We start from the raw sequence: 21,109 nt of genomic DNA on the forward strand, positions 1-21,109 counted from the left end.
GATATCGAAGACGGGGGCGAACCCCATTCTGCTGTGGTTTCGCAAGGACCTGCGTCTCGACGACAATCACGCCCTGCAAGCCGCCGCGACATCAGGCCGCCCCGTCATTCCGATCTATATTCGCGAGCCTGAAGAGGATGGCAGCGGACCGCTGGGCGGCGCACAGGAATGGTGGCTGCATCATTCGCTAGCTGCGCTGCAACTGGCTCTCGGTACGCTCAACAGCAGGCTCACCCTTCGACAAGGCGATGCGCTGGCTGTGCTCGATAAACTTATTGCAGAGACTGGCGCCGGGGCCATCGTCTGGAACCGGCGTTACGATCCCGCCGGCATAGCGGCGGACACGCAGATCAAGAAGGCGCTACGGGACAACGGCATTGAAGCCGAAAGCTTTGCCGGCCAGCTGCTGCATGAGCCGATGCGCCTGCGCACCGGCGGCGGCAGCCATTACAAGACCTATACGCCGTTCTGGCGCGCGTTCGAGCAATCCGGCGAGCCGCCCTTTCCGATCGAGGCGCCCGAAACGCTTCCGGCTCCCAGCCATTGGCCGAAATCGGATACGCTCGATGCCTGGTCGTTGCTACCCACCAAGCCGAACTGGGCAACCGCCTTCCCGCAGATGTGGACACCGGGCGAAGCCGCGGCACAGGAGAAACTGAGGGACTTCATCGATGGCGCTGTCGACGGTTATGCGGTCGAGCGCGATTTTCCGGACAAGCCGGCAACCTCGCTGCTCTCGCCGCATCTGGCGCTCGGAGAGATTTCACCTGCCCGTATCTGGCATGCGACGCGCGGGCTGCCTGACAACATCGCCAAGGACAATGTCGTGCGCTTCCGCAAGGAGCTTGTCTGGCGCGAATTCTGCTATCATCAGCTCTTTCATTTCCCAAAACTCAGGACGGAAAACTGGAACGATCGCTACGACGGCTTCCCCTGGCTTCCCGATGCCGAGTTGCTGAGACGCTGGCAGCGCGGGCAAACCGGCTATCCGATCGTCGATGCCGGCATGCGGCAGCTTTGGCGCCATGGCTGGATGCATAATCGCGTCCGCATGATCACCGCCTCCTTCCTGATCAAGGACCTGCTGATCGACTGGCGTGACGGCGAAGCCTGGTTTCGCGATACGCTCGTCGATGCCGATCCGGCCGCCAATACGGCAAACTGGCAGTGGGTTGCGGGCTCCGGCGCCGATGCCTCGCCCTTCTTCCGCATCTTCAATCCGGTGCTGCAAGGCGAGAAATTCGATCCGGATGGCGGCTACGTCAGGACCTTCGTGCCGGAGCTGGCCGATCTCGACCGCAAATATATCCATCGGCCTTTCGAGGCACCTGATGACGTGCTCAAAGGTGCGGGCATAGAACTCGGCAAGCACTATCCCCGCCCCATCATCGATCATGCCATGGCGCGGCGGTGTGCACTCGCTGCGCACGCATCGCTCAAAGATGATGGATAGGCGCTATTCGGCCGGATGCGCGGTTATGCGCGGCCCGACCGACCCGCGCTTGCTGCTGCTCCCGAGAAAATACCTCAGCACCTTGAAATAGAGGCCGTAGGGAAGGAACTTCAGCAGCTTTGCCCGATAGACCATGCTCTTCGGGAAACTGATGTCGAAGGATGGAGATTTCAATCCGGCAGCAATCGCATCAGCCGCCTGCTGTGCCGACACGATATCAGCCATCTCGAACTTGTTCTGCGCGGTCAACGGCGTGTCGACATAGCCTGGGGTGATGAGCTGGATGTGAATGCCCATGCGGTCGAGCTCGAAATTCAGGCTTTCGGCCATGTTGATCAGTGCAGCCTTGCTGGCTCCGTAAGCCGCGCCGCCGGGCAGACCGCCATAACCGGCCACGGAGGATACGAGGGCAACTTGGCCATATCCCCTCGCCCGCATATGCCGCACCGCCGGAACGAGACAATTGACGACACCATGAAGATTGACGGCGAAACTGCGCTCGAACACTTCGTGATTGAGGTCTTCCCCCCGTGCCGGCAGGTAGATGCCGGCATTCAGAACTGCCAGAGCGATGGGGCCGTGCTGGTATTCGATGGCGGCAACGGTATGCTCCATATCCTCGGCATCAGTCACGTCGCCATCGAGCACGACAATGCTGCCGGCAAGCGCACCGGCCTCTGCCTGCAGTGCCAGAAGCTTGTCGTGGCTGCGAGCCGTAACGGCGACCTTGTATCCTTCCTCGGCCAGCTTCAGCGCCAGCGCGCGGCCGATACCGGAACTGGCGCCGGTGATCCAGACCACTCCATGTTCAGGACGTGCGATGAACGGGCTCATGGCTCTTCTCCTTGGCTGGCGGCCGCCTAAATCAAACGCTTCAAACAGCGACCGTCGTGGCATTTTAGAAATAGCGTATCATTGTGGCCGCTTTCGGCCGGTTTGACGGCTCGACACGGAAATCGATGTCACCAACCGGGGACTGGTGCGTCCATTGGAAAACTTCAGCCAATGATGGCTGCCAAGTCGAATTTTGCGGCGCGAACAAGGAGCAAGGAACAGAATTTCTTGCCTATGCCGCCTTGTGAAGGGAAAAGACCGTTCTTACAGTAGTTGCGAACAGAAGGCAGATTCCATGACCGTCCATCCGTCCGTCCTCGAAGCAATTGGCAATACGCCGTTGATCAAGCTCAAGGGCGCCTCCGAGGCGACGGGCTCGACCATTCTCGGCAAGGCGGAATTTCTGAACCCCGGCCAGTCGGTCAAGGATCGCGCCGCTCTCTACATCATTCGTGATGCCGAAAAGAAGGGGTTGCTGCAGCCAGGCGGCGTCATCGTGGAAGGGACCGCAGGCAATACCGGCATCGGCCTGACGCTTGTCGCCAAGGCGCTCGGCTACCGCACCGTCATCGTCATTCCTGAGACACAGAGCCAGGAAAAGAAGGACGCGCTGAAGCTGCTCGGCGCCGAACTGGTGGAAGTTCCGGCAGTCCCCTACAAGAACCCGAACAACTACGTGAAGGTTTCGGGCCGGCTTGCCGAACAGCTTGCAAAGACCGAGCCGAACGGCGCGATCTGGGCGAACCAGTTCGACAACGTCGCCAACCGTCAGGCCCATATCGAGACGACCGCCAAGGAAATCTGGGCGGATACCAATGGCAAGGTCGACGGCTTCATCTGCTCGGTCGGCTCCGGCGGCACGCTGGCAGGCGTCGCCATGGGTCTGCATGCCTTCAACAAGGACATCAAGATCGGCATTGCCGACCCGGAAGGTGCCGCGCTCTATGAATTCTACAAGAACGGCGAGCTGAAATCCTCCGGTTCCTCGATCACCGAGGGCATCGGCCAGGGCCGCATCACGGCGAACCTGGAAGGTTTCACGCCTGATTTCGCCTATCAGGTCACGGATGCGGAAGCGCTTCCCTATGTCTTCGACCTGGTGGAGCACGAGGGCCTTTGCCTCGGCGGCTCCACGGCCATCAATATTGCCGGCGCGGTTCGTCTCGCCAAGGATCTCGGTCCTGGACATACCATCGTGACTATCCTGTGCGACTACGGCAATCGCTATCAGTCCAAGCTCTTCAATCCGGACTTTCTGAAGTCCAAGGGCTTGCCGCTGCCGGCTTATCTCGAAAAGCGGACGGATATCGCCGTCCCATACGAAACAATAGCGTGATCATATGACCGTCAATGCCCTCTATCGTGACGATTTCTATCTCTCGACCGCCGAGGCAGTCGTCACCGCAATCCACGAAGATGGGGGCATCGAGCTCGATCAGACCTGCTTCTATGCCACCTCAGGTGGCCAGCCCGGCGATACGGGCTTCCTGGAGCGCGGCGACGGCTCGAGGATCGTGCTCGGCCAGACGAAGCATGGGCCGATCAAGGACATCATCATCCATGCGCCGCTTGAGGGTGAGCCGCGGCCCATCGTCGGCGAGAAGCTCGTGCTGCACATCGACTGGGCGCGCCGCTACAAGCTCATGCGCATGCATACCGCCTGCCATCTGCTCTCGGTGGTCTGCCAATATCCAATCACGGGCGCGGCAGTCGGCGAGGACGAAAGCCGGGTCGATTTCGACATGAGCGAGACGATCGACAAGGACGAGGTGACGGCCAGGATGATGGCGCTCGTCAACGAGAACCATCCGATCTTCGTCCGCTGGATCACGGACGAGGAGCTGATCGCCAATCCCGGCATCGTCAAATCCAAGAATGTGCGCCCGCCGATGGGCCTCGGCCGGGTGAGCCTCGTCTGCATCGGCGAGGATTCGGCCATCGACAGCCAACCCTGCGGCGGCACGCATGTTTCGGAGACGCAGGAAGTCGGCGCGATCCATATCGCCAAGATCGAGAAGAAGGGCAAGGAAAACCGCCGCTTCCGCATTCGTTTCGGCGCGCCGGCGGACGAGAATTGACCAGGTAAGCGCCTATATCCCGATACCAAGACCAATAAACCATAGCAGGGAGAGATCATCATGGCAGCGGACAAGAGCCGTTTCGTCGTATCCGCCGACTGGCTGCAAGGCGAGCTGGGCGCCAAGGATCTGCGCATCCTCGACGCATCCTTCTACCTGCCCGCCCAGAAGCGCGATGCCGATGCCGAATATGCCAGCGGCCATATTCCCGGCGCCATCCGCTTCGACCAGGACAAGATTGCAGATCATTCGACCAACCTGCCGCATATGGTCCCCTCGCCCGAATTCTTCGCGGAGGAAGTCGGCAAGCTCGGCATCAGCGAGAGCGATCGCATCGTGATCTATGACGGTCCGGGCCTGTTTGCTTCGCCGCGCGTCTGGTGGCTGTTCCACATCGTCATGGGCGCCCCGAACGTCTTCGTGCTCGACGGCGGCCTGGATGGCTGGAAGGCGGAGGGACGGCCGCTGGAGACGGCACTCCCCGCTTTCGCGCCCGCGACCTTCAAGCCCAAGTTCAACGGCAGCCGCGTGGTTTCGCTCAACGAGATGCGCGGCATCGTCGACAGCCATTCCCTGCAGATCGCCGATGCCCGCAGTGCCGGGCGCTTTGCCGCGACCGAGCCGGAGCCGCGCGAAGGCATGCGTTCGGGTCATATGCCGGGCGCCAGAAGCCTGCCTTCGGGTGTCTTTGCCACGAACGGCAACTTCAAGTCCCTGTCGGAGCTGCGGGAAACGATCGAGAAGGCCGGCATCGATCTCGAAAAGCCTGTGGTGACCACTTGCGGCTCCGGCATTACCGCAGCCATCATCACGCTGGCGCTCGAATCCCTCGGCCATGACAACAACAAGCTCTATGACGGCTCCTGGTCGGAATGGGGCAGCCGGGCGGATACGCCCATCGTCACTGGTCAAGATTGAGCATCCCGACCGTGAAGACACCCTCGTCCATCAAGGTTCACATCACTCGTCTGGAAATGACCGCACCGCCCAAGACAAGCTTGCCGGTGCCGGTCAACATCCAAACGGCGATCATGCGTGCGCCCGGTATTCCGCTGCCCTTCTATCGCTATCTCTATCGTCAGGTCGGTGCCCGCTGGCACTGGGTGGAGCGTCTGCGCCTCTCCGACGAGCAGCTGACGGCTGTTCTTCACGACCAGCGCAACGATATCAGCGTGCTCTACGTCAACGGCGCGCCGGGCGGCTTCTTCGAATATTTCCGTCAGGACGAGGAGACGATCGAGCTCAGCCATTTCGGCCTCATCGAAAACGCGCTCGGCCTCGGCATCGGCAAATGGTTCCTACTGCAGTCGCTCTACGCCATCTGGACGCTGAACCCGCAGCGGATCATCACGACGACGAACAATCTCGATCATCCGAGAGCGTTACAGCTCTATCAGATGTTCGGCTTCTCGCCGATCTCGACAGGTGAAGGCATTGTCAGGCCCTTGAGCGACAAAGAACTGCTAGAGCTAGCCAAGAAGGGCTAAGGGTTCCATAGCGGCAGGAATCGGGTGGTTTCTGGTCTTGTTCCAGCACATCACATGGCAAATCTCGAAAGGAGCTTTGCCATGCCTTCCATCGCTTTTGCAGCCATGCCCACATCCGACGCTGAAGTTCTGTGGAGCGGCGGCGCCGATGCCTACGGTCATCAGCCGGAGACCATGATCTCCGATGGTCCCGGCCATCCCTGCCGCCATTGCCTGCGCAATATCGATGCAGGAGAGGAGCTGCTCGTCTTCGCCTATCGCCCCTTCCCGGAATTGCAGCCTTACGCCGAAACCGGTCCGATCTTCCTGCACAAGGCGCCTTGCCAGCGCTACGAAGCGGCAGAAGTTCTACCGCCGGTGCTGGCGACCAGCCGGGATTTCATCGTGCGCGGTTATGGCAAGAACGACCGCATTATCTACGGGACCGGCGCGGTAACGCCGACCGGCGACATTCCCATCTATGCGGCCTCGCTGCTTGAGCGTCCCGACATCGCCTATGTGCATGTCCGCTCAGCACGTAACAATTGCTATCAATGCCGGATCGACAAAATAGGAGCGCCGGCATACGCGGATGCCGGCGCCTCCATCTGACGTTCGCGTGATGGGCTTTACGCGACGTTCAGAACGCTTTCCGGCGCAACGGCTTCATAACCAAGCGCCTCGGCCACCGGCCGGTTGGTGATGCGCCCCTTATGGACATTGAGGCCATTGCGGAGGTGCTTGTCTTCCGCGATGGCGCGCAAGCTACGATCGGCCAAGGCGAGGCCGTGATAGATCGTGGCATTGTTCAAGGCGTGTGCCGAGGTCACGGGGACCGCACCCGGCATGTTGGCGACGCAGTAATGCACGACGCCCTCGACCACATAGGTCGGATCGGAATGCGTCGTCGCATGTGAGGTTTCGAAGCAGCCGCCCTGATCGATGGCGACATCGACGATGACAGAACCCTGCTTCATGCCCGACAGCATCTCGCGCGTGACCAGCTTCGGCGCCGCGGCACCGGGGATGAGGACGGCGCCAATCACCAGATCGGCGGAGAAGACTTCCTCTTCCAGCGCCTGAATGCTGGAATAGCGGGTGTGAACGCGGCCGTTGAAGATATCGTCGAGCTGGCGCAAACGCGGCAGCGAGCGATCGAGAATGCTGACATCGGCACCGAGACCGGCCGCCATCTTGGCCGCATGCAGGCCGACGACGCCACCGCCGATGATCGCCACCTTGGCCGGCAGCACGCCCGGCACGCCGCCGAGCAGGATGCCGAGGCCGCCATTGGCCTTCTGCAGGGCCGTCGCGCCCGCCTGGATCGACAGGCGACCGGCGACCTCGGACATCGGCGCCAGCAGCGGCAGGCCGCCGCGTTCGTCGGTCACGGTCTCGTAGGCAACGGCAGTGACGCCGGAAGCGAGAAGGCCCTTGGTCTGTTCGGGATCTGGCGCCAGATGCAGGTAGGTGTAGAGAAGCTGGCCCTCGCGAAGCTGCACCCATTCGGAGGGCTGCGGCTCCTTGACCTTCACGATCATATCGCACCTCTCAAAGATGTCCTTGGCGCTTGCGGCGATCTTGGCACCGGCTGCAATGTAGGCGTGATCGTCGGCACCGATGCCGGAACCAGCCTTCGTTTCGATCCAGACTTCATGGCCATGGGCGACATATTCGCGAACGGACGCCGGCGTCAGGCCGACGCGATATTCGTGGTTCTTGATTTCCTTGGGGCAACCAACGCGCATTTCATTCCTCCTCGAATGCTTTTGCGTCCGACATTTTCTCCACCTGGAATCAGACCACCTCCGCTCTGCAATGTCCTTGCAAAGACGATTTGCGCTGCAGTCATTTTTCGTGATTTATTGCGCGAATAGGAATTTCTTCGAAGGATCTTCGAATGTCCGACCTTGATGCCATCGATCATTCGATTCTGCGGATGCTGCAGCAGAATGCGCGGATCACCAATGCGGAGCTGGCTGAGAAGATCGGCCTATCTCCCTCGGCCTGTTCACGGCGGCTCGATATTCTGGAAAAAAGCGGCGTCATCGACGGCTATCACGCGCATCTCTCGCACAAGGCGCTGGATTACAAGATGATCGCCTTCGTGCACATCTCGCTATCCGGCCAGTTCGCCAAGACGCTTTCGGAATTCGAAACCGCGGTGAAGCGCTGCCCCAACGTGCTCTCCTGCTACCTCATGTCGGGGGAATACGACTACATATTGCGCGTCGCCGCGCGGGATCTCGAGGACTACGAACGCATCCATCGCGACTGGCTTTCCGCCCTGCCCCATGTCGTGAAGATCAATTCGAGCTTCGCGCTGCGCGAAGTCATCGATCGGCCGAATGTCGGCCTGTGATGCCCGTCAGCGCATGTCCAGCAATAGGGCGCGATGGTCCGAAACCTCTGGCTCGGCTACAGGATCGAAGCTGACAACCTCGACGTTGGGCGTCACCAACATATAGTCGGCAAAACGCGGCTGCTTCTTGTAATATGAGGTGCGCGTGTCGTCATGTCCCCGCGAGGTGACGAGATCGACAAGCCCGAGGCTGCCGAGGATTTCGAAGGTCTCGCTATCCGGCAGCACGTTGAAATCCCCACAAACAACCAGCCGGTCGCCTTCCTGCCGAACCTGGCGAATGATCTCGACGAGCGCATTCGCCTGATGGCGCCGGGCCGGCGTATCTCCCTTGCCTTCCAGATCTCGCAGGCCGTGCATATGGGCAATGGTGATGGGATAGCCGCGCTCATAGTCAAAGAGGCGGATGCAATGGGCATTGCGGGAACGCGGATGCGGTCCATAGCCGTCAGCCGAAAATTCGCCGTGAACGAAGCCGGTTGCTTGGCCAATGATCGGACGGGTTTTGCGCACGAAAGTCGCCAGCCCGAATTCTGAGTCAAATCGCCTGTCACCGTTGAAGAGATCGCCCCGCGCGACGGGGAGGAAGAAGGCATCGTAAGCCGGCAAAGCAGCCTTCAGCTCCTCGAAGAGATTGGCGCGCTGCGGAAGCTCGACGCCATGGTCGCGATAGACCAGCCATCTGCTGTCCGCATCCTGCGTACGAACCACCTCCTGCAGGCACAAAACATCTGCATCGACATCCGCGAGATAAGGCATCAACGGCTCATAAAGCCGGCCACCCCATGCATTCAACGAAACGATGCGCATCTTCTGCTCCCCCAAATATTCACATTGCAGGTCACGTGCCGGGCACCCGATCCAGTACCGATTCGAGACTCTCGACTACAATTTTAGCGATTAGCATAAGCATCTCTCAATGCTCGCCTGCTATCCAGAAGAGGAAAAAAGATGCGCGAACCGGGATAATATCATGCAATCCTCTCCCAAATCTCTTGTCGAAGGCAATCTGAAAATCAAGACGCGAGGTTCGCCGCGCCATCATGCCCGGTTGACGGGTCAGGTTCGCTATTTCACCAAGCTCGTCGCTGGCCGCGTGGTCAATATTTCCACCAGCGGCATTGCGCTCGACCTGCAGTCGCCGCTTTATGCCGCCGCCGGCAGCAAGGTTCGCGTCGAATGCGACGATATCGGCTTGCTGGACGGTTTCGTGCGCTGGGCTCACAATGGCCGCATCGGCATCGAATTCGATCGCTCGTCCAATGCCTCGGCGAAAGTCGCGTCCTATTTCCGCTTTTTCCACAAGGACATAAAGCCAGTTCTCAAGCGTTGATCGAATGTCGGCGCAAGCCGGCTACGATCCACAATAAGCCTGTCACATTCCTGGTGCACACCTTCAAAAATCGTCCTAATCTCCCTCGCCCGAGAGATGATCGACGGACTTATAGCCCCATCGTTGAAGGAGTGTCTTATGTCTTCCATTCTGGATTTGCCCAGCATGTCGCGCCGTTCCTTGCTGCAAGGCCTCAGCGCCACGGCAGCGCTGATCGTGCTGCATCCCTTCGCCGCCCGCGCCGCTGGCAACCAGGCGCATCTGCGCCTCATGGAAACGACCGACATTCACGTCAACGTCTTCCCCTACGACTACTATGCCGACAAGCCAAACGACACGATGGGCCTGACGCGCACGGCGACGATCATCGATAATATCCGCGCCGAAGCCACCAACTCGCTCCTCATCGACAATGGCGACGTGCTGCAGGGCAATCCGATGGGCGACTACATGGCCTATCAGCACGGCATGAAGGACGGCGACGTCCATCCGGTCATCAAGGCGATGAACACGCTCGGCTATTCCGTGGGAACGCTCGGCAACCACGAATTCAACTACGGCCTCGACTTCATGTTCAAGGTGCTGGCCGGCGCAAACTTCCCGTTCGTCTGCGCCAACCTGACCAAGGGCCAGCTCGCCTCCGACCCGACGAAGGACGACCTGTTCTTCAAGCCCTATCTGATCCTCGAAAAGAAGATCAAGGACGGTGCCGGCAATGAAAGCCCGATCAAGATCGGCTTCATCGGCTTCGTGCCGCCGCAGATCATGCTCTGGGATATCAAGAACCTCGAAGGCAAGGCGCAGACGCGCGATATCGTCGAGGCCGCCAAGGCCTGGGTTCCGGTCATGAAGGCCGAAGGCGCCGATATCGTCATCGCTCTCTCGCATTCCGGCATCGACGGCAGCGGCCCGAGCGACAAGATGGAAAATGCCTCGCTCTATGTCGCCGCGGTCGATGGCATCGACGCCGTCTTCACCGGCCACCAGCATCTCGTCTTCCCTGGCCCGAAGACCTGGGACGGCATCAAGGACGCCGATCCGGTCAAGGGCACGCTGCACGGCAAGCCCGCCGTCATGGCCGGCTTCTGGGGCTCGCATCTCGGCCTTATCGACCTGCTGCTCGAAAAGGACGGCAAGAGTTGGAAGATCGTCGACTTCACCTCCGAAGCACGGCCGATCTATCACCGCGACGACAAGAAGAAGGTCGTCGCAGATGTCGCCGACAAGAAGGAAGTGGTGGAAGCCGCCAAGGCCGAGCACGAGGCGACGCTGACCTATGTGCGCACCCCCGTCGGCAAGACCTCCGCGCCGCTCTACTCCTACTTCGCGCTGGTTGCCGACGACCCGTCGGTGCAGATCGTCAGCCAGGCGCAGGTCTGGTACATCAAGGACATGCTGAAGGAAACGCAGTACAAGGACCTGCCGGTTCTTTCGGCTGCAGCACCTTTCAAGTGCGGCGGCCGCAACGGCGCCGACTATTATACCGACGTTCCGGCCGGCAATATCGCCATCAAGAACGTCGCGGACCTCTACCTCTACCCGAACACCGTGCAGGCGGTCGTCATCAACGGCGCCCAGGTCAAGAACTGGCTGGAAATGTCGGCTGCGATGTTCAACCAGGTGCAGCCGGGCGCCAAGGATGCGGATCTCATCAACAACAGCTTCCCGTCCTATAATTTCGATGTCATCGACGGCGTCACCTACCAGATCGACGTGTCGCAGCCGCGCCGCTTTGGCGATGACGGCAAGGTTCTGAATGCCGATGCAAACCGCATCCAGAACCTGCAGTTTAACGGCAAGCCGATCGACCCCGCGCAGAAATTCCTGGTCGTCACCAACAACTACCGTGCCGGCGGCGGCGGCAACTTCCCGGAAATCGCAGCGGATAAGGTCGTCTACCAGGCGCCGGACACCAACCGCGACGTCATCGTGCGCTATGTCCACGATCAGGGCACGATCAACCCGACCGCGGACGGCAATTGGACCTTCAAGCCGCTGGCGGACACGACCGTACGGTTCCAAAGCTCGCCGAAGGCCAAGGATTTCCTCGATCAGGTCAAGAGCGTGAAGATCGAAGACGCCGGCGAAGGCGCGGACGGCTTCCGTAACTACCGCCTAATGCTGTAATCACAGGCGCGATTGTCCTCTCCCCGTTTCGGGGAGAGGATTTTCTCATTCTGCGGCGAGACGCTTGTCTCCCGGATGGAACATCTCAACGGCGGATTTGAAATCCTCGTGATTCGGGCATCGTGCCAGACGCGAGCGGAAAGCCTCTATCATCCAGGCTGCAGCCGGCCCTGGAGGATTGTCGACCTTGCGCACCGCATAGAGCGGATATTCGCTCTGGTCATAGGCATCGAGCGCCAAAGGCACCAGCCGCTCCTTCTGCAGGTCTTCCATAATGAACGATGCCGGCAGGCCACCCCATCCGAGACCACCGCGGATCAGCTGATGCTTGGTGGCGATATCGCTCACATGCCAGACCTTGTAGGACAGGACGTTGAAATCCCTGCCATTCGTCAGGCTAGAGGCGTCAGTGACGACGAGCTGGATCTCGTCGCGCACATCGGCCAGCGTTAATGGTCTTCCCATCTGCGCTAGCGGGTGAGTCGGTGCCGCGACCGGCATCATGAAGGAATGGCCGATGCGCTCGATGACCAGGGCATCATCCTGCTTCACCACGGAGCCGCCGATGCCGATCGTCGACTTGCCACTGGAGACGAGTTCCATCATCGAGCCGAGTTCGCCGGTGTCGAGCCGCAAAGACACGTAGGGAAAACGGTCACGGAATTCGCGTAGCACATCGACGGTGGCGTGAACCGGCACCATGACGCTAATGGCGACGGCCACTTCCGCCTCGAGCCCGGTCTTCAGGCCTTTCACCCTGGCGCGCATCACCTGGAGATCGGAAAGGATGCGGCGCGCATCCTCCAGCATCACCCTGCCCTCATCCGTCAGCTTCGGCTGGCGCGAGCCCGACCGCTCGAACAAAGGCACTTCGAGCTGGGCCTCCAGATTGGCGATCGTGTAGCTGATGACCGATTGCGCACGGTTGAGCATACGCGAAGCAGCCGAAAAACTGCCTGACTCCGCGACGGTCAAAAAGACCTGCAATTGGTCGAGGGTGGGATTGGGGAGCATCTGCCATCCATTCTATCGATAATTCCAATCCATATTATCACAGTTTTTCTCGATAGCACTGAAGACTTATCTATTGATGCAAAGGCGATCGGACTCTCCCAGCCGATTTAGCAACTCATTGAAAAGGAAAACGGATATGTCCTCCATTCTGCTTCTGACCTCCAGCCCGCGTCCGGACTCGCTCTCCACCAAGATCGCGACCGAACTGGCCGAGAAGATCAAGTCCAACAACCCGGGCAAGACGCTCGTCAAGCGCGACCTCGCCGCCGACAACCTGCCGCATATCGACGGCCCCTTCACCGCCGCCATCCGCACGCCGGCCGATGCCCGCACGCCCGAGCAGCAGGAACTGGTCAAGGTTTCCGACGCACTCGTCGACGAGCTGCTGGCAGCCGACACGCTGGTCATCGGCACCGGCCTCATCAACTTCAACATCTACTCCTCGCTGAAGACCTGGATTGACAACGTCGCCCGCGCCGGCCGCACCTTCACCTACACGGAAACCGGCCCGAAGGGCCTTGCCACCGGCAAGAAGGCCTACATCGTGCTCGCCTCCGGCGGCGTCTACTCCGAAGGTCCGGCTGCCCCGCTGAACCATGCCGTTCCCTACCTGAAGTCGGTTCTCGCCTTCATCGGCATCACCGATGTCGAGACCGTTTACATCGAGGGCGTCGCCTTCGGTCCGGAAGCTGCCGAAAAGGCCATCGGTGCCGCCCAGGCCCGCGCTTCCGAGCTGGCTCTCGCCGCTTAATTGGCAGCATTATTCCGATGATGACAGGCGGCCGGCTCCAACCGGCCGCTTTGCTATTCTGACTGCGGCAATTCCTTCACGAACTGCCTCACTGTTTCCAGAATTTCATTGGAAAGCGCTTCGTCATTCGCCACGCGCGCAAGGCCGAGGGCTCCGGTTATCAGGCAGGAGGCGATGATTGCCTTGCGCCTTGCCTCGGCTGTCTCAGGCTTCGGCATGCGCGCCGTCATCGCGTCGAAATTCCTTCGCAAGCCGTCCGTCGCGACGGTACGGACTGCATCGCTGCTGCGCGCCATGTCCGCCGTCAGCGCCGCATAGGCACAGCCCTCGCCGCAATGATCGCGGTGACGTTCGCTGAGATAAGTATCGACATAATCGTTGAGCGGGATGCTTTCAGGATCGATCCCCATTTCCTCCTGCTGCCGTCGCCAGGATCCGATCGCTGATTCCATGGCTTCCGCCACGAGTTCATCGCGTGAGGCGAAATGCTTGTAGAAGCCGCCGACGGTCAAACCCGCCTCCTTCATCAGGTCGGCAACGCCGATCCCTTCCAGTCCCTCCTCGCGCAACCGCTTGGCGGCGAGCGTCACGATGCGCTCATGCGTCTTCTGCTTTTCCAATTGCGAACGGCCCATCGAAAATCCTTTCGTGCCCGGCTTGACAAAATGGATTACGATCATAATCCTTATAGATAACGATCATAATCCAGATCGTGATGAAAGCCAACAGGAGCTACGAACATGCGTCTCAAGAACAAGGTCGCCATCATCACCGGCGGAAACAGCGGTATTGGCCTTGCCACCGCCCGCCTCTTTCTCGCCGAAGGTGCCAAAGTCGCCATAACGGGCCGCAATGCCAAAACACTGGCTGCGGCAGCGGAACAACTCGGCGGCGGCGTGCTGGCATTACAGGCCGACACCACCGATATCCCGGCGATGGAGAAGGCCTTTGCCGAGGCGGCGGAGAAGCTTGGAAAGTTCGATGTGGTCTTTGCCAATGCCGGCATTGCCGGCGATACCCCGCTCGGCAAGACGACGCTTGAGCAGTTCGAAACCATCGTCCGCATCAATTTCACCGGCGTCTTCTTCACCGTGCAGGCCGCCCTGCCGTATCTGAACGATGGCGGCTCCGTCATCCTGAACGGCTCCGTGCACGCCGTCCTCGGCATTCCCGGCGCTTCGGCCTATGCAGGCACCAAGGGCGCCGTTCGCGCCATGACCCGCAATCTCGCTTCCGAACTTGCGCCCCGCGGCATCCGCGTCAACCAGGTGACGCCGGGCGCCACCAAGACGCCGATCTGGGAGCCGCGTGCTGCGACGCCGGAGGCCCTGGATGCGCTGCAGACCCGCTTCGGCAGCCTGAGCCCGCTCGGCCGCATGAGCGAAGCCGATGAAATCGCCAGGGCCGCGCTCTACTTCGCCTCCGACGATTCCGCCAACGTGACGGCCATCGAAATCACGGTCGACGGCGGCGCCATCAACGCTCCGTCCGGTGCGAAGTTGTTCCGCACGGCTTGAGGCCAGCGAAAATCCAGTTAGCTCTCGATTTCAGGAAGTATTACGGGCCGCCAGAAGCTAACGCGGAGGCGGCCCAGCAACCATAGACGTATCAAAAAATAGGACTGACGATCAGACCTGGCGAACCTTTTCACCGTCGCCAAAGAGGCCGGCGCCGTTCTGATCGATGATCTGCTGGCCCTTGCGGAAGGTCGATTCCACCGCATCATCAGACGAGGTGAAAACGTCGGCGCGGATGAAATTGCGCACCAGGATCTCGCCGTTCACATCCTTCTCGATCCGGCCCATGAGGCGGAACTGGTTGCCCTCGCGCTGCGGGGTCGCATGGATCGTGCAGCCGGCATGCACCTGTGGTTCTACACTGACCGTAGAACCGCCAGACTTTTCAGTGCCCGCCTGCGATGCACCGCCGGTGAAGATCGAGATGATATTTGAAAAGAATGAAGCCATGGATCGCCTTTAGCATGAAGGTTGCAAGGTCGCAAAGTCAAATGATCAGGTTGGCCAGGATCTCGTTTTCGGTGATGTCCTCGTAGCCCATGCCGGAACTTTCGAAATTGGCGATAAGCTGCTTGAAATTATCCGGATTCTTCGTCTCGATGCCGATGAGGATCGAGCCGAAATTGCGGGCGCTCTTCTTCAAATATTCAAAGCGGGCGATATCGTCTTCCGGCCCGAGCATGTTGAGGAAATCGCGAAGCGCGCCGGGGCGCTGCGCCAGACGCAGGATGAAGTATTTCTTCAAGCCCGCATAGCGCATGGCGCGTTCCTTGACGTCAGGCAGGCGTTCGAAGTCGAAATTGCCGCCGGAGACGACGGCAACGATGGTCTTGCCGCGGATGCTGTCGCGATCGAGCTTTTCCAGTGCCGTGATCGCCAGCGCGCCGGCCGGCTCCAGCACCACGCCTTCGACATTCAGCATATCGGTGATGGTGACGCAGATGGCATTTTCCTCGATGAGCTTGACCTGCTCGGCCGCAAAGCCTTTCAGGGCGGCGAAGTTCAGCTCGCCGATACGGCCGACGGCAGCGCCATCGACGAAATTGTCGACCTTGGCGAGCGTCACCACCTGCCCCGCCTCGATGCTGCGGCGCAGGCTCGGCGCTCCGGCGGGCTCGGCGAAGGTGAAGGCATCACGGGGGAGTTTATCGGCAAAATAGCCGGTGATCCCAGCCGCAAGACCGCCACCGCCGACGGGAAGAAGGACGTGATCGGGGGTAACGCCCTCAGGCAGCTGCTCGGCAATCTCGGCAGCGACCGTCGCCTGCCCCTCGATGATATCGGCATGATCGAAGGGGGGCACCATGACACCATCGATGCGTTCGACATGCTCGCGCGCCGCCTGATAGCATTGATCGAAGAAATCGCCGAAGAGCTTGATGGTGATGAACTCGCCACCGAAGATACGGGTCTTGTCGATCTTCTGCTGCGGCGTCGTCACAGGCATATAAACCACGCCCGGCACGCCGAAATGGCGGCAGACGAAGGCAAAGCCTTGTGCATGATTGCCGGCGGAGGCGCAGACGAAGGTCTTTCCCGTACCGCCTTCAGCAATCACCTTGCGGAAGAAATTGAAGGCGCCGCGGATCTTGTAGGAACGGACCGGCGTCAGATCCTCGCGTTTCAGCCAGATATCCGCACCATAGCGCGCCGAAAGATGCTCATTCAGCTGCAGCGGCGTTACGGGGAAGAGGCCACGCATGGCCTCGGTGGCTTCGAGAACAGTCTGTTTGTCCACGGCTTGTCCGTCCTTCTTCAATCGCCTCCGCTATGACACAGGAAAGATGAGCAAAGAAAGCCTGTTTATCGCGTTTTCGGTCCTGCAATGGCAAGATTGGCCGCACCGAACGGGTAATTAACCATTTATGTCTCTGACCGTCGAAACCCCTAAATCTGTGAATTGACAGCCAAGCTCCCCCTGCGTCCAATATGACACAGCCATCATGATGATGGTTAGAGGCCCGCCTTACATCCGATCCGTCGGCTACGGCGGGCTTCGCCTGGGTCACTTCGCGGTGGCATCGTTTTTCCGAGCATCGGAACAGGCTACATCCGAGGCATCCAGTGTCTCCGGGCAAACCGGTACACCCCGCTCGGTCAGAACAAAGGGCTCGTCCAGAATATGCTCCTGCTTCAGGGCATTGACCAATTCCGCACGTAAACCGTCTCCACGCTTTGCCGCGATCACATGCAAATATAGGAAGATAGACATGGCACCCTCCGATCCGGTTGATGGGATCAGAGTAGGCATTGACGCAGGTGCCAGCCACCCGTTTCCTGCTGAGCCAATGGTGCGGACGACGGGGGTCGAACCCGTACAGCCAAAGGCCGAGGGATTTTAAGTCCCTTGCGTCTACCAGTTTCGCCACGTCCGCGCTGGGCGATTTCAATATCTTGCGTCGTGTGATTTGGAAAGCGCTGCGCGGTCGTTTTTTGAGTTAGACTCCAGCTTTCTCGGATACGCCGGCGACTTCAATCAAGCGATGAGCGCGACCGGGTTGATGCAAATGGACCGCCGCCAACGCATCTCGCAAACGAAAGAGGCGCAGCCTTCGCCGCGCCTCTCTCAATCGATATGCAGAATTCAAATCAAGCCGTGAGCTTGGCAGCGATCTTGGCGACGTGCGCGCCCTGATACTTTGCGGCTTCCAGTTCGATTTCGGAGGGCTGGCGCGAGCCGTCGCCATTGGTGATGGTGGAGGCGCCGTAGGGCGAACCGCCCTTGACTTCTTCCGTGCCCATCTGACCCTGGAAGGCGTAAGGGAGGCCGACGACGGCCATACCGTGGTGCAGGAGCGTCGGAATGAAGCCGAGGATGGTGGATTCCTGGCCGCCGTGCTGGGTCGCGGACGAAGTGAAGACCGAGCCAACCTTGCCGACGAGCTTGCCGCCGAACCAGAGACCGCCGGTCTGATCCCAGAAATTGCGCATCTGCGAGGCAACCGTGCCGAAACGGGTGCCGGCGCCGACGATGATGGCGTCATATTCGGCCAGTTCGTCCGGCGTTGCGATCGGGGCTTCCTGGTCGAGCTTGAAGTAGGAGGCCTTGGCGACTTCTTCCGGAACGAGTTCCGGCACGCGCTTCACCGTGACGTCGGCACCGGCGGACTTTGCGCCTTCAGCGACGGCATAGGCCATCTTCTCGATGTGACCGTAAGCGGAATAATAGAGAACCAGAACCTTAGCCATAAGAACGTCTCCCGTTTGTTGGACGCGTTGAATGTCGAGGAGTGTTGTATCAGCGATGCGACAGGGGCACAGCCCCCACGCTCAGAACGCAGTGTTCATCCTGTGTAGACGGAAATTCATTTGCAACATCTTGTGATGACCGGCGGCCCGGCAAAACGAGCGTTTGCATTCGCCGTAAACAGCGCTACCTATTTCGGACCTTTTTGCGAACGCGCGGATTGCGCATTTTCCTGGATGTCTTCATGTCGAACGAAACCATTGTCACAGCCGCCATGCTCGCCATCGGCGACGAACTGCTCTCCGGCCGGACGAAGGACAAGAATATCGGCCATCTCGCCGATGTGCTGCTGCTGGCCGGCATCGACCTGAAGGAAGTCCGCATCGTTGCCGATGATGAGGACGCGATCGTTTCGGCGCTGAACGCCCTGCGCGGTCAGTATGATTACGTCTTCACCTCGGGCGGCATCGGCCCGACCCATGACGACATCACCGCCGATGCCATCGCCAAGGCTTTCGGCGTGCCCTGCGAGCACGATGCCGAAGCCATGCGGATCATGGGCGAAATGTATGCCCGGCGCGAGATGGAATTCACCGAGGCCCGTCAGCGCATGGCTCGCATGCCTGTGGGATCAAAGCATATCGCCAATCCGGTCTCGACCGCTCCCGGCTTCAATATCGGCAACGTCTATGTCATGGCAGGCGTGCCGCAGGTTTTCCAGGCGATGCTCGACAATGTCATCCCGACGCTGAAGACCGGCGCAAAAGTGCTATCAACAGCGATTTCCTGCCCCTATGGCGAGGGCGAGATCGGCACGCCGCTCGGCCTCATCCAGAAGGCGCATCCCGATACCAGCATCGGCTCCTACCCTCGCTATGTCGGCCAGTTCTTCTCGACCGAGATTGTTGTACGTGGTCGTTCTGCCGAGCTGGTTGAAAGTGTCGCAGCCGAGGTGCGCGCGATGATCGAAACCATCCGTCAGTCGAAAGCGACTGCATAATTCCTTAAATCGAGATCGATTTAAGGATTAAAATTATGCAGCAGACTTAAAGTACGACAGCGACCTTTGCGCGTCATATATGACGCGCGGCGCTGTACCGAAAATCAGTCGGCTGAGGCCTCACGTTCAACGAGGGCGTGCAACCGGCTGGGAACTCTCAGCGCGTTCGGGACGTTATCTTGTAGCGGAATGCTGATATCATGATCCGATCCAACCCTTCCGCATGGGAGATCTCTTCATGTCCTACAAAACGATAGTGACCGTTCTCGACAATCCCGACAATACGCGCATCGCTGCAGAGTTTTCGGCAGCGCTCGCGAAGGAGCACGGCGCCTATGTCGTCGGGCTTCATGCGGAAATCGTCTCGACCGTTCCGCTGGTGGCGCCGATGGAGATTCCAGACCCTGTTGCGGTTCAGGCGCTTCAGGATGTCGCCCATAATCAGGCGGTCGACATCGAGCGGGTGTTCCGCTCGAAGATGGAGGCCTCCGGTCTCGACTACGAATGGCACAGCTTTGCCAGTACCGTCGGCTACGGCACCGAACCACTGATCGAAAGCGCCCGCAGCGCCGATCTTCTGGTGGCAGTGCAGCCGGACCCGTCAAAATACGCCGACACGCAAGTCGATGTCGAAACCTTCCTGTTCGACAGCGGCCGGCCGGTCCTGCTGATCCCCTATATTCTCAAGGAGCCGAAGCCCGTCCGCCGCGTGCTGATCGCCTGGAACGGCTCCAAGGAAGTGGCCCGCGCCACCTTCGACGCCCTGCCTTTCCTCAAGACTGCGGATTCGGTCGAGATCCTTTCGGTCAGCACGTCGGAAAAAGACCCGCATCCGTCCAGAGAAACCGGCGTCCGGATAGCAGCGGCGCTGACACGCCATGGCGTTCGCGCCAAGTTCGAGACGGCAGCCTGCACCGGCAAATCGACGCCATCTCAGGTCATCGAAAACCGTCTGGCCGACGATAGCATCGACCTGCTGGTCATGGGCGCCTATACGCATTCCTGGCTGTGGCAGATGATCTTCGGCGGCACGACGCGCACCCTGCTGCAATCGATGACGGCAATGACGTTGCTGGCCCGCTGAGCGGCTGAAAGCTCAAATCCTATGTCAACCGGTGCAAATGTGCATCGGTTGACCGCTTTGCGGCTATTGCCTTTTGCCTGCAAATCCAGCAGAAAGCAGCGACCGATGACAGAATTCCCGCCAGGGAACCGTTCGCGCGGTCGAAGGAGCATGATCCCGAAAAGCATATGGCTTTTCTTGGACGAGATCCTGTTCAAGCAGATAGCAAGCGAATCGCGTTCCGGATTTGGTTCTTGGTCCGCGCCCGCCGCGGGGTCTGCTCAGGGTCGCCGGCGCTGCCGGTGCGTCATTATTCCATGCCCCGGAGCCTTCTGCCATGTCCCTGCCCGATAAAGCCTTTCCCGTATCCTGGGATCAGTTCCATCGCGATGCGCGCGCGCTTGCCTGGCGGCTTGCCGGCCTCAACCGTGAATTCAAGGCAATCGTCTGCATCACCCGCGGCGGCCTCGTGCCGGCTGCCATCATCTCTCGCGAGCTCAATATCCGGCTGATCGAGACCGTCTGTGTCGCCTCCTATCACGACTATTCCAGCCAGGGCGAAATGAACCTGCTCAAAGGCATCGCACCGGAACTGTCGGTCAATGGCGGTGAAGGCGTCCTCGTCATTGACGATCTCACCGATACCGGCAAGACCGCTCTCGAAGTCCGCGCCCTGCTGCCCAAGGCGCATTTTGCCTGCGTCTACGCCAAGCCGACCGGCGTTCCTACAATCGACACCTTTATCACAGAGGTCAGCCAGGACACCTGGATCTACTTCCCGTGGGACATGGGCTTCACCTATCAGGAGCCGATCGCCAAGGGGCATCGCGGCTGATCTCCAGCTGCCGTCAGCGCGAATCAGTCATGATCCGCGCGCGGTGGTGAAATATGATTCGGATAACGGTAATAGAGGTGGGCGCTGCG

23 protein-coding genes and 1 tRNA gene are annotated in these 21,109 nt (G+C 59.9%); 14 read left to right on the forward strand and 10 right to left on the reverse strand.

Annotated features, from left to right (window positions below; translation table 11 throughout):
- Nucleotide 1 precedes the first annotated feature (1 nt).
- Entirely contained in the window at nucleotides 2-1,453 is a 1,452-nt protein-coding gene (locus tag GA0061103_RS24550) for a cryptochrome/photolyase family protein (protein WP_208603564.1), read from the forward strand.
- A gap of 3 nt (nucleotides 1,454-1,456) precedes the next feature.
- On the opposite strand, the gene GA0061103_RS24555 is transcribed toward GA0061103_RS24550, so the two are convergent.
- Nucleotides 1,457-2,287, reverse strand: coding sequence for an SDR family NAD(P)-dependent oxidoreductase (locus tag GA0061103_RS24555; RefSeq protein WP_092715762.1), 831 nt, complete (start codon nucleotides 2,285-2,287; stop codon nucleotides 1,457-1,459).
- Nucleotides 2,288-2,582: 295 nt separating this feature from the next.
- Here GA0061103_RS24555 and GA0061103_RS24560 point away from each other — a divergent pair, with 295 nt between their 5' ends.
- From GA0061103_RS24560 to GA0061103_RS24580, 5 genes are all read left to right on the forward strand, one after another.
- Nucleotides 2,583-3,623 (forward strand): cysteine synthase A, encoded by a 1,041-nt coding sequence (locus GA0061103_RS24560; protein ID WP_092715764.1) that lies wholly within the window; start codon nucleotides 2,583-2,585, stop codon nucleotides 3,621-3,623.
- Nucleotides 3,624-3,627: 4 nt separating this feature from the next.
- Entirely contained in the window at nucleotides 3,628-4,365 is a 738-nt protein-coding gene (locus tag GA0061103_RS24565) for an alanyl-tRNA editing protein (protein WP_092715766.1), read from the forward strand.
- Between the two features lie 60 nt (nucleotides 4,366-4,425).
- Complete coding sequence (gene sseA / locus GA0061103_RS24570; protein ID WP_092715768.1) at nucleotides 4,426-5,283, forward strand: 3-mercaptopyruvate sulfurtransferase; 858 nt, start codon at nucleotides 4,426-4,428, stop codon at nucleotides 5,281-5,283.
- Nucleotides 5,238-5,852: a GNAT family N-acetyltransferase gene (locus tag GA0061103_RS24575; RefSeq protein WP_092715770.1), complete on the forward strand. Its 615-nt coding sequence runs from the start codon at nucleotides 5,238-5,240 to the stop codon at nucleotides 5,850-5,852. Before sseA ends, GA0061103_RS24575 begins: the two co-directional genes overlap by 46 nt.
- 81 nt (nucleotides 5,853-5,933) lie before the next feature.
- Nucleotides 5,934-6,443 (forward strand): DUF1203 domain-containing protein, encoded by a 510-nt coding sequence (locus GA0061103_RS24580; RefSeq protein ID WP_092715912.1) that lies wholly within the window; start codon nucleotides 5,934-5,936, stop codon nucleotides 6,441-6,443.
- Between the two features lie 17 nt (nucleotides 6,444-6,460).
- Here GA0061103_RS24580 and ald read toward each other — a convergent pair whose 3' ends face one another.
- The gene (ald, locus tag GA0061103_RS24585) at nucleotides 6,461-7,579 is read right to left on the reverse strand and encodes an alanine dehydrogenase (RefSeq protein ID WP_092715772.1); all 1,119 of its coding nucleotides are present in this window, start codon (nucleotides 7,577-7,579) and stop codon (nucleotides 6,461-6,463) included.
- A gap of 152 nt (nucleotides 7,580-7,731) precedes the next feature.
- On the opposite strand from ald, the gene GA0061103_RS24590 reads away from it, so the two are divergent.
- Nucleotides 7,732-8,193, forward strand: a complete 462-nt coding sequence (locus GA0061103_RS24590; protein WP_092715774.1) for an Lrp/AsnC family transcriptional regulator — start codon at nucleotides 7,732-7,734, stop codon at nucleotides 8,191-8,193.
- A gap of 6 nt (nucleotides 8,194-8,199) precedes the next feature.
- Here the strand turns inward: GA0061103_RS24590 and GA0061103_RS24595 are convergent, their stop codons facing one another.
- Nucleotides 8,200-9,003: an endonuclease/exonuclease/phosphatase family protein gene (locus tag GA0061103_RS24595; RefSeq protein WP_092715776.1), complete on the reverse strand. Its 804-nt coding sequence runs from the start codon at nucleotides 9,001-9,003 to the stop codon at nucleotides 8,200-8,202.
- Nucleotides 9,004-9,166: 163 nt separating this feature from the next.
- Between GA0061103_RS24595 and GA0061103_RS24600 the strand changes: the two genes are divergently transcribed.
- Together GA0061103_RS24600 and GA0061103_RS24605 are read left to right on the forward strand one after the other, a co-directional pair.
- A complete protein-coding gene (locus tag GA0061103_RS24600; protein ID WP_092715778.1) occupies nucleotides 9,167-9,526 on the forward strand; it encodes a PilZ domain-containing protein in 360 nt (119 codons plus the stop codon).
- 138 nt (nucleotides 9,527-9,664) lie between these two features.
- Nucleotides 9,665-11,653 (forward strand): bifunctional 2',3'-cyclic-nucleotide 2'-phosphodiesterase/3'-nucleotidase, encoded by a 1,989-nt coding sequence (locus GA0061103_RS24605; protein ID WP_092715780.1) that lies wholly within the window; start codon nucleotides 9,665-9,667, stop codon nucleotides 11,651-11,653.
- A gap of 45 nt (nucleotides 11,654-11,698) precedes the next feature.
- On the opposite strand, the gene GA0061103_RS24610 is transcribed toward GA0061103_RS24605, so the two are convergent.
- On the reverse strand, nucleotides 11,699-12,667 hold the full coding sequence (locus GA0061103_RS24610; RefSeq protein ID WP_092715782.1) for a LysR family transcriptional regulator: 969 nt from the start codon (nucleotides 12,665-12,667) through the stop codon (nucleotides 11,699-11,701).
- 136 nt (nucleotides 12,668-12,803) lie between these two features.
- On the opposite strand from GA0061103_RS24610, the gene GA0061103_RS24615 reads away from it, so the two are divergent.
- Nucleotides 12,804-13,418: an FMN-dependent NADH-azoreductase gene (locus tag GA0061103_RS24615; protein WP_092715784.1), complete on the forward strand. Its 615-nt coding sequence runs from the start codon at nucleotides 12,804-12,806 to the stop codon at nucleotides 13,416-13,418.
- Between the two features lie 53 nt (nucleotides 13,419-13,471).
- On the opposite strand, the gene GA0061103_RS24620 is transcribed toward GA0061103_RS24615, so the two are convergent.
- On the reverse strand, nucleotides 13,472-14,053 hold the full coding sequence (locus GA0061103_RS24620; RefSeq protein WP_092715914.1) for a TetR/AcrR family transcriptional regulator: 582 nt from the start codon (nucleotides 14,051-14,053) through the stop codon (nucleotides 13,472-13,474).
- 105 nt (nucleotides 14,054-14,158) lie between these two features.
- Between GA0061103_RS24620 and GA0061103_RS24625 the strand changes: the two genes are divergently transcribed.
- Nucleotides 14,159-14,935: an SDR family NAD(P)-dependent oxidoreductase gene (locus GA0061103_RS24625; RefSeq protein WP_092715786.1), complete on the forward strand. Its 777-nt coding sequence runs from the start codon at nucleotides 14,159-14,161 to the stop codon at nucleotides 14,933-14,935.
- Nucleotides 14,936-15,046: 111 nt separating this feature from the next.
- Here the strand turns inward: GA0061103_RS24625 and GA0061103_RS24630 are convergent, their stop codons facing one another.
- The 5 genes from GA0061103_RS24630 to wrbA all read right to left on the reverse strand — a co-directional run bounded on the left by GA0061103_RS24630 (nucleotide 15,047) and on the right by wrbA (nucleotide 18,124).
- Complete coding sequence (locus GA0061103_RS24630) at nucleotides 15,047-15,385, reverse strand: HlyU family transcriptional regulator (RefSeq protein WP_092715788.1); 339 nt, start codon at nucleotides 15,383-15,385, stop codon at nucleotides 15,047-15,049.
- A gap of 37 nt (nucleotides 15,386-15,422) precedes the next feature.
- Nucleotides 15,423-16,673 (reverse strand): threonine ammonia-lyase, encoded by a 1,251-nt coding sequence (gene ilvA, locus GA0061103_RS24635; RefSeq protein WP_092715916.1) that lies wholly within the window; start codon nucleotides 16,671-16,673, stop codon nucleotides 15,423-15,425.
- A 267-nt stretch (nucleotides 16,674-16,940) separates the two neighbouring features.
- Nucleotides 16,941-17,147, reverse strand: a complete 207-nt coding sequence (locus GA0061103_RS24640) for a hypothetical protein (RefSeq protein WP_141694469.1) — start codon at nucleotides 17,145-17,147, stop codon at nucleotides 16,941-16,943.
- 77 nt (nucleotides 17,148-17,224) lie between these two features.
- A tRNA-Leu gene (locus GA0061103_RS24645) sits at nucleotides 17,225-17,310 on the reverse strand.
- 214 nt (nucleotides 17,311-17,524) lie between these two features.
- On the reverse strand, nucleotides 17,525-18,124 hold the full coding sequence (wrbA, locus tag GA0061103_RS24650; RefSeq protein ID WP_092715791.1) for an NAD(P)H:quinone oxidoreductase type IV: 600 nt from the start codon (nucleotides 18,122-18,124) through the stop codon (nucleotides 17,525-17,527).
- 242 nt (nucleotides 18,125-18,366) lie between these two features.
- Here wrbA and GA0061103_RS24655 point away from each other — a divergent pair, with 242 nt between their 5' ends.
- The 3 genes from GA0061103_RS24655 (at nucleotide 18,367) to gpt (ending at nucleotide 21,020) form a co-directional block, all read left to right on the forward strand.
- Nucleotides 18,367-19,122: a competence/damage-inducible protein A gene (locus tag GA0061103_RS24655; RefSeq protein WP_092715918.1), complete on the forward strand. Its 756-nt coding sequence runs from the start codon at nucleotides 18,367-18,369 to the stop codon at nucleotides 19,120-19,122.
- 238 nt (nucleotides 19,123-19,360) lie between these two features.
- Entirely contained in the window at nucleotides 19,361-20,206 is an 846-nt protein-coding gene (locus GA0061103_RS24660; RefSeq protein ID WP_092715920.1) for a universal stress protein, read from the forward strand.
- Between the two features lie 316 nt (nucleotides 20,207-20,522).
- Entirely contained in the window at nucleotides 20,523-21,020 is a 498-nt protein-coding gene (gene gpt / locus GA0061103_RS24665; RefSeq protein ID WP_015339639.1) for a xanthine phosphoribosyltransferase, read from the forward strand.
- Nucleotides 21,021-21,109: the final 89 nt, after the last annotated feature.

It is taken from the genome of Martinezella multihospitum, from assembly GCF_900094585.1.
In the GTDB taxonomy this organism is placed as follows: Bacteria; Pseudomonadota; Alphaproteobacteria; order Rhizobiales; family Rhizobiaceae; genus Rhizobium; species Rhizobium multihospitium.

Excerpts from the sequence above, each read along its gene's own strand:
- GA0061103_RS24555 (WP_092715762.1), bottom strand. The coding sequence starts at position 2,287 with ATGAGCCCGTTCATCGCACGTCCTGAACATGGAGTGGTCTGGATCACC.
- GA0061103_RS24560 (WP_092715764.1), top strand. The coding sequence starts at position 2,583 with ATGACCGTCCATCCGTCCGTCCTCGAAGCAATTGGCAATACGCCGTTG.
- GA0061103_RS24565 (WP_092715766.1), top strand. The coding sequence starts at position 3,628 with ATGACCGTCAATGCCCTCTATCGTGACGATTTCTATCTCTCGACCGCC.
- sseA (WP_092715768.1), top strand. The coding sequence starts at position 4,426 with ATGGCAGCGGACAAGAGCCGTTTCGTCGTATCCGCCGACTGGCTGCAA.
- GA0061103_RS24575 (WP_092715770.1), top strand. The coding sequence starts at position 5,238 with ATGGGGCAGCCGGGCGGATACGCCCATCGTCACTGGTCAAGATTGAGC.
- GA0061103_RS24580 (WP_092715912.1), top strand. The coding sequence starts at position 5,934 with ATGCCTTCCATCGCTTTTGCAGCCATGCCCACATCCGACGCTGAAGTT.
- ald (WP_092715772.1), bottom strand. The coding sequence starts at position 7,579 with ATGCGCGTTGGTTGCCCCAAGGAAATCAAGAACCACGAATATCGCGTC.
- GA0061103_RS24590 (WP_092715774.1), top strand. The coding sequence starts at position 7,732 with ATGTCCGACCTTGATGCCATCGATCATTCGATTCTGCGGATGCTGCAG.
- GA0061103_RS24595 (WP_092715776.1), bottom strand. The coding sequence starts at position 9,003 with ATGCGCATCGTTTCGTTGAATGCATGGGGTGGCCGGCTTTATGAGCCG.
- GA0061103_RS24600 (WP_092715778.1), top strand. The coding sequence starts at position 9,167 with ATGCAATCCTCTCCCAAATCTCTTGTCGAAGGCAATCTGAAAATCAAG.
- GA0061103_RS24605 (WP_092715780.1), top strand. The coding sequence starts at position 9,665 with ATGTCTTCCATTCTGGATTTGCCCAGCATGTCGCGCCGTTCCTTGCTG.
- GA0061103_RS24610 (WP_092715782.1), bottom strand. The coding sequence starts at position 12,667 with ATGCTCCCCAATCCCACCCTCGACCAATTGCAGGTCTTTTTGACCGTC.
- GA0061103_RS24615 (WP_092715784.1), top strand. The coding sequence starts at position 12,804 with ATGTCCTCCATTCTGCTTCTGACCTCCAGCCCGCGTCCGGACTCGCTC.
- GA0061103_RS24620 (WP_092715914.1), bottom strand. The coding sequence starts at position 14,053 with ATGGGCCGTTCGCAATTGGAAAAGCAGAAGACGCATGAGCGCATCGTG.
- GA0061103_RS24625 (WP_092715786.1), top strand. The coding sequence starts at position 14,159 with ATGCGTCTCAAGAACAAGGTCGCCATCATCACCGGCGGAAACAGCGGT.
- GA0061103_RS24630 (WP_092715788.1), bottom strand. The coding sequence starts at position 15,385 with ATGGCTTCATTCTTTTCAAATATCATCTCGATCTTCACCGGCGGTGCA.
- GA0061103_RS24640 (WP_141694469.1), bottom strand. The coding sequence starts at position 17,147 with ATGTCTATCTTCCTATATTTGCATGTGATCGCGGCAAAGCGTGGAGAC.
- wrbA (WP_092715791.1), bottom strand. The coding sequence starts at position 18,124 with ATGGCTAAGGTTCTGGTTCTCTATTATTCCGCTTACGGTCACATCGAG.
- GA0061103_RS24655 (WP_092715918.1), top strand. The coding sequence starts at position 18,367 with ATGTCGAACGAAACCATTGTCACAGCCGCCATGCTCGCCATCGGCGAC.
- GA0061103_RS24660 (WP_092715920.1), top strand. The coding sequence starts at position 19,361 with ATGTCCTACAAAACGATAGTGACCGTTCTCGACAATCCCGACAATACG.
- gpt (WP_015339639.1), top strand. The coding sequence starts at position 20,523 with ATGTCCCTGCCCGATAAAGCCTTTCCCGTATCCTGGGATCAGTTCCAT.